Origin of the sequence: Robertkochia marina (genome assembly GCF_004799345.1) — a bacterium.
In the GTDB taxonomy this organism is placed as follows: domain Bacteria; phylum Bacteroidota; class Bacteroidia; order Flavobacteriales; family Flavobacteriaceae; genus Robertkochia; species Robertkochia marina.
The window spans coordinates 221,546-235,535 of the sequence record NZ_SSMC01000002.1 but is presented as its reverse complement, the minus strand read 5'-3'; the positions used below and the strand labels follow the sequence as shown (position 1 = coordinate 235,535).

At 44.3% G+C, this 13,990-nt stretch carries 6 protein-coding genes; all 6 read right to left on the bottom strand.

Annotated features, from left to right (window positions below; genetic code table 11):
- Positions 1-285 precede the first annotated feature (285 nt).
- Positions 286-1,698, bottom strand: coding sequence for an MBL fold metallo-hydrolase (locus tag E7Z59_RS07520; protein ID WP_136335707.1), 1,413 nt, complete (start codon positions 1,696-1,698; stop codon positions 286-288).
- A 146-nt stretch (positions 1,699-1,844) separates the two neighbouring features.
- Positions 1,845-2,648, bottom strand: coding sequence for a sulfite exporter TauE/SafE family protein (locus E7Z59_RS07515; RefSeq protein ID WP_136335706.1), 804 nt, complete (start codon positions 2,646-2,648; stop codon positions 1,845-1,847).
- Positions 2,649-2,718: 70 nt separating this feature from the next.
- The gene (locus E7Z59_RS07510) at positions 2,719-3,351 is read right to left on the bottom strand and encodes a Crp/Fnr family transcriptional regulator (RefSeq protein ID WP_136335705.1); all 633 of its coding nucleotides are present in this window, start codon (positions 3,349-3,351) and stop codon (positions 2,719-2,721) included.
- A gap of 97 nt (positions 3,352-3,448) precedes the next feature.
- Positions 3,449-11,758, bottom strand: coding sequence for a PKD domain-containing protein (locus E7Z59_RS07505; RefSeq protein ID WP_136335704.1), 8,310 nt, complete (start codon positions 11,756-11,758; stop codon positions 3,449-3,451).
- 292 nt (positions 11,759-12,050) lie between these two features.
- Positions 12,051-13,418, bottom strand: a complete 1,368-nt coding sequence (hisS, locus tag E7Z59_RS07500; RefSeq protein WP_136335703.1) for a histidine--tRNA ligase — start codon at positions 13,416-13,418, stop codon at positions 12,051-12,053.
- A gap of 44 nt (positions 13,419-13,462) precedes the next feature.
- The gene (locus tag E7Z59_RS07495; RefSeq protein WP_136335702.1) at positions 13,463-13,933 is read right to left on the bottom strand and encodes a DUF6495 family protein; all 471 of its coding nucleotides are present in this window, start codon (positions 13,931-13,933) and stop codon (positions 13,463-13,465) included.
- Between the last annotated feature and the right edge of the window lie 57 nt (positions 13,934-13,990).

Here is a 13,990-nt window from a genome sequence, read left to right as displayed (position 1 = left end):
ACCCCACTCCCTCTGGGAGCACCCCTCCTTTAAAAGGAGGGGGTAATTTTCGATTCAAAACTGTGTACAGTATCGGAAGGCATTGAGGTAAAATCGGGAAACCTGTCTACCATGGCATGCCAGGCAGGTTGACAAGCCCCGCAAATGCGGGCTCGTGAAGACGAAGGCACTCAATCCCTTCTGCAGACAAGCAAGCTCGTTCCGCGAACAAACTCCCTACATCCCTACAAACAAAAAAAGGCCCCGAAATCCGAGGCCTAAAACTGCTATGAAAATTATGTGATACTACAAAAGTGTAGTCGGACAGATATAATCTGATTTGGGCAACTCAGATTCTTTAATGGCATCAAAACCGCCACGTACATCGGCAACATGTTCCCAACCTCTTTGTTTAAGCATGGAGGCGGCGATCATACTTCTGTAACCTCCTGCACAATGGAGGTAGAAAGGGGTATCCTTTGGAAATTCTGCCAGGTGGTTGTTGATCTGATTCAAGGGTACATTTTCTGCCCCGATAAGGTGTTCAGAGTCATATTCACTTTTCTTCCTTACATCAAAAACCATCAGCTCTTTACTATATAGCTCCTCCAGATCTTTAACATCGAGTCTCTTCACGGTATCGATCTCCTTTCCGGCATCCCTCCATGTTTTAAAGCCGCCTTTCAAGAACCCTATAACCCCGTCGTAGCCAACCCGGGCCAGCCTGGTAATAGCTTCTTCTTCTTTTCCGGGCTCGGTGATCAGTAAGATCTCCTGTTTGATATCGGGAATCATTTCTCCTACCCAGGGAGCAAAGTCACCTCCTAATCCGATATTAATACTATTAGGAATAAACCCTGCTGCAAAATCTTCTGCATCTCTGGTATCCAGCATCAGCGCCTGTGTGGCATTAGCAGCCATTTCAAATTCTTCAGCATTCATGGGGTGCTCAGCCCTGTCTTTTACCTCATCAAAGCTTTCATATCCCTGGATATTCATCAGCACATTCTTCGGGAAATATCCCGGAGGGGTGGTAAGCCCGGTCAGTAATTCTTTGATAAATTCTTCTTTCGTCATATCAGCTCTCAAGGCATAGTTCACCTCCTTCTGATGTCCAAGGGTATCGGTAGTTTCCTTGCTCATCATCTTCCCACAGGCAGAACCTGCACCATGATTAGGATACACGATCAGGTCATCTGATAAAGGCATGATCTTATTGCGAAGTGAGTCGTAGAGATGACCTGCCAGTTTTTCTTCAGTCAGGTCTTCGATGACATGCTGAGCCAGGTCCGGTCTTCCAACATCTCCAATAAAGAGGGTATCTCCTGTAATAATACCGTGTTCTTTGCCATTCTCATCGATCAACAGATAGGTAGTACTCTCCATGGTGTGTCCGGGAGTGTGTAAAACCTTTACCTTGTATTTTCCTACTTCGAATACTTGTCCGTCCTCGGCAACAATGGCTTCATAGCCGGGTTTGGCTGTGGGGCCGAAAACAATATCGGCACCGGTTTTTTTCCTTAGATCCAGGTGACCGCTTACAAAGTCGGCATGGAAGTGGGTTTCAAATACATATTTGATCTTTGCTCCGTCCTTTTCTGCCCTGTCAAGGTAAGGTTGCACCTCCCTGAGTGGATCGAATATCGCAGCCTCTCCTTCACTGGTAATATAATATGCGGCATGGGCCAGACATCCTGTATAAATTTGTTCAATTTTCATTATCCCTTTGGTTTTAAATTATTGAAGTAAAACTATAACACACTCATAATGTTTACAGTGACAATTGTTACAAAGAAAAAAAGTAGCGCATAAAAAAAGGCTGATAAATATCAGCCTTCCCTTTTATTAAAATGTGATCCGAAGTACTACAGCAATTCTTTAAGAATTATATATACTCCCATGATCAACACAAACCAACCAAATGATTTTTTGAGCTTACTGCCTTCAATAAATTTATTAAGCCAGATACCAATGAATATTCCTACTACAGAGATAGCCGTAAAACTGAGAAGAAATTGCCATTCGATCTCCAGGTTCTCAACATCTCCGATAAAGCCTATAAGCGATTTTATAGCGATGATCAACAGGGAGGTGGCCACTGCTTTTTTCATAGGTAGTTTGGCCAACAGCACCAGGGCAGGAATGATCAGGAATCCTCCTCCTGCACCAACGATACCGGTAAGTACTCCCACTACGGCACCTTCTAAAACGATCAACGGGTAATTATAGGTAACCTCCTGTTCTTCAGTTTCACCGTTTTCTTTACGACCGCGGATCATGGAAATAGCAGCCAGCAACATAATAATGGCGAAAAAGATCATGATCCCCACATCCTTGGTTAGGGTAAATCCTCCTATCGTAAAGATCTCTTCAGGAATGGCAGGTACCAGGTATTTTCGGGTGGCATAGACCGCAATAAATGCCGGAGCAGCAAAAACCAGGGCTGTTCTGAAGTCCACCAGTTTCTTCTTAATATTTTTAATGGCACCCACCAGGGAGGTGGTTCCGACAATAAAAAGAGAGTATGCTGTTGCTATTACAGGCTCTATGGCCAACAGGTAAACCAAGACGGGGACAGTCAATATAGAACCGCCGCCTCCGATCAATCCTAATACAATTCCTATTGCCAATGCGCCTACGTACCCAAGAATAACGTATAGTATATCCATAATTGAATTAATTACAGGGGCAAATATAGCGGGGGTACTTTGCGGCTACAGTAACAATAGTTACAATGCACTAAAGGTCTATTACCTTGATATGGTTTCTGTGCAGCTGGATCTTTCCTTCCTTTTCCAGGGCCTTTAACAGCCTGGAGATCACTACCCTTGAGGTATGAAGATCGTAGGCAATTTGCTGGTGGGTGGTTTCAAGGCAATCATCCTGGTTGATCTTTGCCTTATCTCTCAGGTACTTTAGTAAGCGTTCATCCATTTTAAGAAAGGCAATGGTATCTATGGTTTCCAGCATCTCGTTAAGCCGTAATTGATAACTCTCAAGCACAAAACTTCTCCAGGTCTGGTACTTCGTCATCCATTCTTCCATTTTTTGAACAGGAATCATGATCAGACGGGTGTCTTTTTCGGCCACCGCCCTGATCTCACTTTTCTTTTGCCCCATACAACAGGCCATGGTCATGGCGCAGGTGTCGCCCCTTTCAAGAAAGTACAGAAGAAGTTCATCACCTTCTGTATCATCTCTCATGATCTTAATAGCTCCTGATATCAACAGGGGCATTGATCTAACATAATCGCCAATTTCAATAAGTTTCGTGCCGGCCGGTATTTCCTTATAAGTACCAACCTGGTTGATCTCCCTGAGCAATTCTTCTTCAAAAATATGGCCGTAATTTTCCTGCAGCTCAATAAGCATGTGAATCGGGGTTAATGGATTAAAGAAAGGTAAAGGTAAGTACTTTCTGAAAAATCTCACCTCTACCTTTCCCGGCCATCATTATATGATGAATTTTTTATTGTTTCATAACGACAAAACGTTTCCTGAGCAGAACCCTTCCATTACTCTCAAGACTAAGCAGATAGACCCCTTGCTGCAGATCATCAACAGGCAATGCATACCCATCTGCGCTTTCCACCCCATTCGGTGTAAAGGTTTTTAATAGCGCTCCTTTAATATCATGCATATAAAATCGGGCTTCCTGGCTGATATCGGTGGAAGATAACCCGGATATATTCAGGGTATAATTAGTCGGGTTTGGATATAGCAATACCTCTTCAGACAATACTGTTTCTTCACCCAGGGAAGAATCAGGAGCGATCGTACCTGACTTGGTCTGTGTATTGACCACGCTAAAATTGATCACAAGAGGGGTTCCTGCAGTGCCTCCTCCCCCCCCGGCAGTATAGGGGGTTGCTGTAAGGCTATAATCACCCGGGGTCAATGACCCATTGAAATAATTCCCGGAAGAATCTCCGAACAAGGCATAAGGTGCCACAGATTCGGTCCTCGAATTACTCACAGGTCCAGATAATTGCATTATAACACTACCCACCACCGCAGGACTCGTATTAGCCCTTATATTTAGAGAAGGGGTTCCTATGGAATTTAAATCAATGATTATACCTTCTGTGATATCAAACAGATCATTGTCAGTTGCTGCATTGATCAGCGTAAAACTAACCACCTGATCTGCTTCCGGAGCCGGAGGGGTAACGGTAATATTAATTTCGTCGGTAGCCTGAAGTCCCTGATCATCGGTAACCGTTAATACGGCAAGGAAAGAACCGGGTGTCAGATAGGTATATGTTGGATCTGCCAGGTCTGAAGTCCCACCATCTCCGAAATCCCATGAATAGGTTGTTATCGGGTTGTCTCCCTGCACCGAACCACTACCATTAAAATTAATTTCAAAAGGGGCTTCCCCGGATGTTACATCTGAAACAGCAATGGCAGTCGGACCTGTAATAACAGGGCCTGATACGCTAATAATCAGCTGATCGCTATCCTGTAAGCCCTGGTCATCCGTTACGGTTAAGGTAGCCGTATAGTTTCCGGGAGTATTGTAGTTATAGGTTGGGTCAGGTTGCTCAGAAGATCCACCATCGCCGAAATCCCAGGCGTAATTAATAATTGGGTTATCTCCTTCCAGGGATCCGCTACCGTTAAATAGAATCTCCAGTGGGGCTTCACCCGATTGCAGGTTGGAGGTAGCTATTGCCGTGGGTCCGACTACGATAACAGGATCTCCTATAGAGAAGTTGATCGTTAAAGGTGTTCCCGGAGTTCCTCCTCCGCCTGAGGCGCTGAAAGGAGTCGCCGTAATGGTATAATTACCCTCCGGTAAGGCTTGACCGAAATAATTCCCTCCCGAGTCACCAAACAGTGCATACGGAGCTACGGATTCTGTTCTCAGGTTTCCTACCGGTCCGGTCAACTGCAAGACAACACTACCCACCTGTAGCGGATTGGTATTAGCCCGAATATTTAAACCTGTTCCATTTACCGCAGTAGCATCGACGATAATACCCTCAGAAAGAATGAGCAGATCAGCATCGGTATCGGCATTTATAAGCGTAAAACTTATCACCGCATCACCTTCGGGAACAATGTCATTCACCGTGATCTCAATCTCATCCGTGCTTTCAAGTCCCAACTCATCTACAACTGTCAATACAGCCGTATAAACTCCCGGGGCAGTATATTCATGAACCGGTTCGGCGATGCCGGAGGTATTTCCATCTCCAAAATCCCATGCGTAGCTCACAATTGGATTATCTCCCTGTGTAGATCCGCTTCCGTCAAAATTGACGGTCAGAGGAACTTCTCCCGATGTAATATCGGAAGTCGCAATAGCGATAGGGCCATTGTTTACAGGGTCATTAACTGTAATTTCGAGAGTTGCTGTATCACTCAATCCCTCGGTATCAGTAACAAGAAGGGTAACCGTAAACACACCGGACTGTTCAAATATATGGGTAGGATCGATTTCGGAAGAACTATTTCCATCACCAAAATCCCATTCATAGGCAGCAATGGCATTGGCACCGGGAGATGACCCACTTCCCGTAAAAGTTACAGATAAGGGTACGCCCCCGGCAACAATATCAGCAGTAGCCAAAGCTGTAGGGGGAATATCATCAGAGGGTTGCCCAATACTAAAGTTAATAAGTAAGGTAGCGCCTGGGGTTCCGTTACCTTTAGACTCAGAATAAGGAGTGGCACTAAGCACATAATTTCCTTCCGGCAGAGCTCCAGGATTATAATTTCCACTGACATCACCAAATATGGCATAGGGTGCCACCGATTCCTTCTTATTAACTGATATAGGACCTTGTAAACTGAACACTACGCTTCCTACTTGAGAAGGATTCGTATTTGCTCGAATATTAAGACCCACCCCGACTATTTGATTAACATCAATGAGGTCACCATCATTAATGGTAAACAGGTCATTATTTGTATCTGCATTAACCAGGGAAAAGGAGGTGACCGCATCTCCAATAGGCGGATTGCCTATGACCAGGTTAATTATTGCAGACTCTCCATCATTAAAGGAAATCTCCAAAGGAACTACCACCTCATCCAGGCTACCTGTATGCTTTACCGTAATTGTGTAGGTGTTACCTGAAGAAAGCAACCGATTACTCACATCTGAGCTAACCACATTAAATTCACCGGCATTGGCACCTATGGTTTGAATACTATTAAGCCAGACCCCCACATTTCCACCGGTAATATTGAATGCAACAATCTTTGTCTCTCCGGGGTTAAAGCTCACGATCTCGGTAACCTGCAATTCACTCGCATTGCTGGGATTTCCCTGGGGAGCATCTATATTGAGGTACTCCATGTTTTTTTGATTGCCGCCGCCTCTTTTCGGAGAACCACCGGTAATATGAATTCCCTGCCCTGAAACAATTGCTTGGGTTCCATGGCGGCCAAAATTCATTTCGGGGCCCGTTGACCATGATCCGATGATAGGATCATAGATCTCTGTAATCTTAAAGGCTTGCGTAATGGCAGACGATTCAGCCTCACCTCCCATTACATATACTTTTCCGTTATATGCCACTGAAGCTGCAGAAGCCCTTGGGGTGGGAATATTTTTTTCCTGAGACAGAGTGGTCCATGTTCCGGAACCAAAATCATACACGTCTACTTCAGGGATAGCGGGACCGAACACACCTCCTTCTCCACCGGTTAACCTCCCTGCAGCTGCGTACAGCTTCCCGTTAATCACAACAGCCTGAAAGTGATCCCGGGCCCTTGGAGCGTCGGGTAAAGAGGTCCATTTACCTGTAGCCGGATCGAAAACATCAAAATACGGAACATATCCACCATCATGACCTTGGGTGTTCCCCCCAATTAGGTAGATCTTATTATTGTACACTACTGTTCCGGCACTACCGCGCTTTCTACCTTCAGGAATTGCCGGGCCCTGGTACCAGCTTTCAGTAGCCGGATTAAATATCCAGACGTGATCCAGAGATACCTCGTTAGGATAATTATTGGTTTGGAACCCTCCAACGATCCATATCAGACCATCATAAAGTACTGGTTGGATATGATTAAAATCTTTAGGAGCGACGGTCTGCAGGGCGGACCAAATATTAGTTTGATAATCATAGACCTCCATCGTTGTTGCAGACTCTCTTCCTCCCAACAAATAAAACTTGGTCCCCGCCTGCACAAAGCCGCACTCGTGCCTGGCTGTATAATTCTCTACCTGGGGTTTTAGGGTCCAGGAACTATTGGCAGGGGTAACGATCCATTCAAATTGCTTTTCTACGGTATTCGAACTTGGTTGACTTACCGTTACAGTAACGTTGTGCACCCCATTGCCCTGGGGGCCACCTTGTAATGCTGATGATTCGATCACTCCAAAGATCTGTCCGTTGGTTGGCTCAATATCAACCCCGTTGGGCTGACCTGAAATGGCATAGGTAATATTCTCGGAAGGATCTCCCCCTGATGCCGACACCCCGAAATCGATAACCTCATCAACTACACTGGTCCTGTCAGGAATATCAAGCAAGGTCAATACCGGGAAATTCCCGCCATCGACTCCTATGATTTCTATTGCAGATACCTTCGGCTGATCTACTCCGCCTTTAGAAGGATCGGAAGTGAAAACCAGGTCCAGGATTCCATCATTGACCGTAGCCACAAATGACCTATTAATAGGCACCTCTGCCCCGGCCTCTGCATAGATATCAAAATCGTCCAGTATAGTAGCGCCTTCCATTTCTACATCAAAGACCCTGCTGCCAACACCACCTTCTTTTCCACCCGGGGCTCCCCAATATATCTCAGCAAAGTAAAGACTAACCAAATAATCACCGTTAGCTACGGGAAAATTATATTGAAAGTCAAGAGGTGATGTACGTTCTGTTATAAACAAATCGGGAACAGTAGCATTGGTATTTTGAAAAGAGGTTCCATTCGTGAAATATTGGTCATTCAAATAGGTTTTTCCGGCATAATTAACACTGCTGCCCCCGGCGTTAACACGTAATGAAAAATCATTATTATTGCCATCGGTAACCTCAATCTCCACTGAGGTGGTATTCACTGCTCCCCGGGTATCGGTTACCGTTAGGCTAACAGTATACAGGCCAGGTGTAGTAAAAATATTAGACGGATTTATTTGTTCGGATACAGATCCATCTCCAAAATCCCAGCTGTAAGCTATAATACCATCATCATCTGAAGAACCCGAACCATTAAAATCAACAAACAAAGGGGCTGGCCCTGAAGTCACAGATGAACTGATTTGGGGATTCGGAATTTTATTCTGAGTGCTTAGAATCTCTATGGCTGAAATCTTTGGCTGATCATTTCCTCCTACTGCGGAAGCGGCGTTAAAAGCAATATTAAGCTGACCATCTGCAACCACCACATTAAATGGTTTAACCAGTACCGATTCAGCTCCTACCTCTGCAAAAATATCCAGATCATCAAGTACCAGGTTATCTTCTATGGTCACATCAAAAATACGGCTGCCGATTCCGCCGGTGCCACCTCCGGTAGCTCCCCAATAGATCTCGGCAAAATAGAGATTGACCTGATAATCTCCGTCAGGAACGGGAAAATTATATGCAAATTGTGGAGGTGACGCACTTCGCTCAGATTTAAATAAGGTCGGTACATCCGCCTGGTTATTTGTGTAGACCTTACCTCCTGTAAAAAATTGGTCCGCCTCAAAGACCTTGCTCTCATAATTTTCCTGCCCTCCACCTGTATTAACCCTGATCACAGTTGTATTGAGAACCTCTACAAACTCTGCTGTCAAAGGAAAATCTAAGGGACTGTTTGTTCCGGAATGGACCACCTCAAGAGAAGCAGACACCGTTCTTGGCTCGCTATCCGGCAAAATATTAACCGGAATTATCTTGGTTTCACCTGGGCCAATTTCCAAGGGTAAACTCGCATTAGTATCGAACAATAAGGCATCAGTACCGCTGAAATTAAGTTCGGTTACAGCTATCTTTGGAGCAGTAGCTCCACCCAAATTTGTCAGGTCCAGAGATAGATTATTCTGTGCACTATTAATTTGCAACGTTCCAAAATCTAATGAAGTAGTATTAGCCTGAAGGACTCCAGGTTGATCTTCCGTTATATTAATAAAATCCCAGGTTGCAGTAAAGGATGGTGCTTGTCCTGAGGTACTGATCAATCCAACGGCCAGTCCTTTGGCATCGGCAGTATTCAGGAATGTTCCGGGTAAGGTAACCGCTGTTCCGAGGCTTTCAATTGATAAACCTCCGTCTATCGAATAGTAGGCCTGTACTTCCCCCAGTGATGGATTTACCCCGAGGTAAAGAATCATATCTGATGCCTCCAGGATACCCGCCACGTCAAACTTTTGAGTGTTAATAATGGTTCCGTTGTCTTCTAAAAGCAGATTAAATCCGGCAAGACCATCGTTCGCATTTTGACCTTCAGATATTACCAACTTCAGATAATTATCCTGGTCACCATTCCCTATAAAGACCCCGTATTCCTGACCGGATTCAGGTAATGTACCATTAAAAGGAGTATCTATACCCACCTGAATGGTAAAAGGATTTGAATTCTCATCGACATTAACACCAAACTGAAAGCCGTAATCCTGATCATTCTGACTGGTAAGGGCACTCCCCGGGCTCACTACGTCAACGGTAGCCTTTCCGGCAGCTCCGCCAAAAGAAAGGTTTTCTTCTACATATTGATTAAGGTAATCTGTAGAGAAATCAGGGTCAAGCATCAAACCTGTGAACCCAAGACCAAAAAATCCTGTTCCGGGATCATTATTCCAGAATGGAAATTGCACAGGAAGGTTTGTTGTCAAACCGTTTGCTGCATCTATGGCAAAGGCATCCTGAATGTCAGGAATACCATCATTGTCATCATCATCATCTAACAGATCGGAAACTCCATCTTCGTCAAAATCATTAGGCCGACTTCCACCTGAGCACAGATCTGTTCCATTTAGCACCTCGTCTTCATTGGTATACCCATCATTATCGTAATCAAGACTTGCATCATAATCAGGATCACCCGGCAGCAAACAGCTTACGAAATCAGCAGGTTCAAAAATCGTTATGTTGTTAGCCCCGAAGGTTACCGCCCATATCGTTCCCGGAAATATAGCATTATCGCCCTGAGCTATCAGATCGAGAGGCTGACTCCCAAAACCACTTAGAAAAGAATTATTCTTCGAAACCAGGGTGGTGCCCCCTGCCCCAAGCTTATAACGATTGATCTTTCCACTCCAGGAAGCAGTGAGCAGATCGCCCTGCATTGCTCCGTTAAAATTAGAAGCTGTGAATTCACATATTCCGTTGGTTGAAGATCCTACAATATCAAGAATATTCAGATCAGGGTTAGATATCTCATTTGTAGTATAATCACCTTGTCTTGGATCATCAGGAAAATCAGCCAATGAAAAAGAAGACTTAAAGTAACCGGAAGTCCCGTCAAGCAAGTCGGAAAGGCTATATGCCCCATCATTTATCCAATTACCACCCTGGTAGACATACTTTATGATCCCTGCCCTGGACGGAAAAGCTCTGACAGGAGCGGGATGGCCACCGTAATATGTACCATTAGGATCGTTAATCGTACCGATATAATGTAATTGATCTCCATGGGTAATTCCGGAGGTCAGATTAAACTGATTGGTCACATAGTCGCCCAGAGCGGGCTCATAGGTGGTGTTACTGTTATCACCTTTAACCGTGTTCGAATTATCGTAGATGACCGGCGGACCACCCCAGGTGGCATTGGGTCCATTATCACTGGTGTAGATTAACCCTCCCTGTGTAATTACCACATCATAGGCATTGCGATACCCGGGTGAGAATATTTGCACAGGACCACCAACCTCTGTAAATGCCTGGTTAAGGCCATTATTACCTCCAAAAGGATCTCCAAGATCGATCGTAGCATTGTATAAAGGGTGCGTTGCAGAATAAGGAAAGGAAGGATGGGAATTTGTAATATCCATCCGCTCCGGGTCGTTTAAGGTTGGTAAGTCGTACACAAATGGAGTATTTCCTGTTCTAGGGTCCAGGTAAGGGCCTCCTGCAGCTGTTTCCATTTCCTCTAATTGCGTCAGATCAATGATAAGAAGGGCCCCTGACAGAAAGGTTTCCGGAGCACCTGCAAAATTATTAGATGGTGCTCCCATATTTGTATTACCCCCTTGCTGAATCAATAGGTAGTTTCGGCCATTTCTCTCGAATTCACTTATCCCATTGGTAGAATGATTTTCTTCACACCTGGGTAAACCACGAACCAGGTCTACCTTATCCCAATTACTACCATCCCATGTAAGCCTGGAAAGAACTCCTGAATTCGTATCGAGGTTGCGATCATCCCCAAGATCAGGCCCTCCTCCAATTCTGTAATCTGAGGAAGTAACGTAAAGGATAGGATTTTCGGCAGTACCGGTAACCATAATTCCCGTGATCTGTCTTACATTATCAGAATTTATGGTTCCATCATCATTATGATTAGGTGTTTCATTCTTGATGATGGTTATAGCATTTTGATTAGTCACTGTATAGCTTCCCGAACCAGGTGCCGCCTCGTCTCTTTCAATAACCATTTCCCAAATAGTTCCATCTTGCTGGGCCACATATAGTTTACCATTCGGACCGAATTGGAGGGAAGTAGGATTGGTTACATTTTCACCCTGTAACCCGGTCTGACCAAAACTGACCGATTGAGACCTTAATGCCGTTGTGGAAATTAATAAAAATACGCTGAAAAGAATTGCGTGTAAGGAGTAACTGGAAAATGATTTTCTCCACGAAAATCGAGGTAATAGTTTAGCCATAATAACAATACAAATTTGAATGATATCATGGCACGATCATGGGCAATAGGTAGAGGGAGTTACATGCCTAAAGGTCCTCAATATCGATAATCATCTGCCTTTCTTATCGATAAATTCAGTGTATTATCGTTTAATAACCAAAGCTGAAGATATTCCTCAAAGTACTGTAATTCAATTAGTTAAATGCGTAAGTAGTTTTTCTGACAAATCATACAGGTATTGTACACATTACGATTCAGCTGTAAAAAAAAACCTCCCAAAAGGGAGGTTGATATATAAGAGTTTTAAGAATTTACATCTTTTCTAAGATGCCCTCTAAGGAAAGGGTTTCCTGCTCACCGTTTCGCATATTTTTAAGCGTGTAGGTGCCATCATTCATTTCCTGGGTTCCGGCCAATACCACAAACGGTACATCACGCTTATTGGCATAATTCATCTGCTTTTTCATTTTGGCTGCATCAGGATATAATTCGGCCTTTACACCTGCAGACCTTAAATCTTGAAGGAGCTGCATACCGTAAAAGGCTTCTGATTCTCCAAAATTCAAGATCAAAACCTTTGTCTGTTCTACAACAGACTCCGGAAACAATCCCAGCTCTTCCAGTACCAGGTAAATGCGGTCTAAACCAAAAGAAATACCTACTCCACTTACACCTTTGAGTCCAAAGATGCCGGTAAGGTCGTCATAACGACCCCCTCCGCCTATCGAACCCATGGCTACTCCTTTAGGAGCTGCCACCTCAAAGATAGCACCGGTGTAATAGTTCAGTCCCCTGGCCAGGGTAACATCGATGGCAATTCTTGCCGCTTTGGTACCCAGCTTTTCAACCTTTTCAACGATAAACTTTAATTCTTCTACACCCTGTAATCCGGTTTCAGAGTCCTTCAGCATAACGGCTAACCGCTCCAGACGCTCCTGGTTAGACCCTTCAAAAGAGAACAATGGCTGTATCTTTTCTATGGCGGCTTCAGAAATGCCGTTTTGCAGCATTTCATTCTTTACCCCTTCTTCACCTATCTTATCCAACTTGTCTAATGCCACGGTAAAGTCTATGAGCTTATCGGCTGCCCCGATGATCTCGGCAAGTCCTGCCAGCACTTTTCGGTTATTGATCTTAATGGTTACCCCATTTAATTGGAGATCATTGAAAACAGCGTCATACAGCTGAACAAACTCTACCTCCTGCCAAAGAGAATCTGAACCCACTACATCGGCATCACATTGGTAGAACTCTCTGAATCGACCTTTCTGGGGTCTGTCGGCACGCCAAACAGGTTGGATCTGGTAGCGCTTAAAGGGCAGATCGATCTCATTTTGATGCATGACCACGTAACGGGCAAAAGGAACGGTAAGATCATATCTCAGCGCTTTTTCAGAGATTTGAGAAACCAGTGCATTGCTGTCTTTTGATCGCAAATGCTCTTCTGAGGCCTTTCGTAAGTAATCACCTGAATTGAGGATCTTAAAGATCAACCGGTCTCCCTCATCACCATATTTCCCCATCAGGGTTTCAGAGTTTTCGAAACTCGGAGTCTCAATTGGTTGAAATCCATAAAGCTGAAACTGCTGCTTAATGGTCTCCATGATGTAATTTCTTTTATTCACCTCCTGAGGGGTAAAATCTCTGGTACCTTTAGGAATGCCCGGTTTTTTTGCCATGTTATCTCGGTTGATTTAGATTAATGATGCGCTTTACAATCTGTTTAGGGTAATATTTCTTCAAACCATGTATACAATTCGCCTTTGGTAATCACCCCGCCTTTTTCGATCAGTTCAAACTTATCACGGTTGGGTTCGTCCCCGTATTTCTTAGCAGCGGTCATGACCTCAACCTGATCTCCCATGAAGTTTTGCTTAAACCAGGCAAAACCTTCCGCGGTAGTGAGATCTACTGAAGGGCTGTTTACCCGAATAGCGATCAGTTTCATCTCCTTTTCTTCAGCAGCGAACAAATGCATTTGGGTAGGCCCGATATTTTCTATAAACCTCACCTTATCAAGTACCCCTTCCCAGATCAGGTCACTGAACAGGTCGAGTTCTTCCTCAGCCACCTCAGGTTTATTCTCTTTGATATCCTTCCACTCTTCAGCAGTAATAGATTGTGTTGCCAGAAAATTAATGAATTCCTTGTGCAACTCTTCAAACTGTTCTTTTGTTAGCCTTCTGTATTTCATAGGTGTGCAAAAATAAGAAAGGCCATGCATAATGCATAGCCTTCCTCAATGAAATCA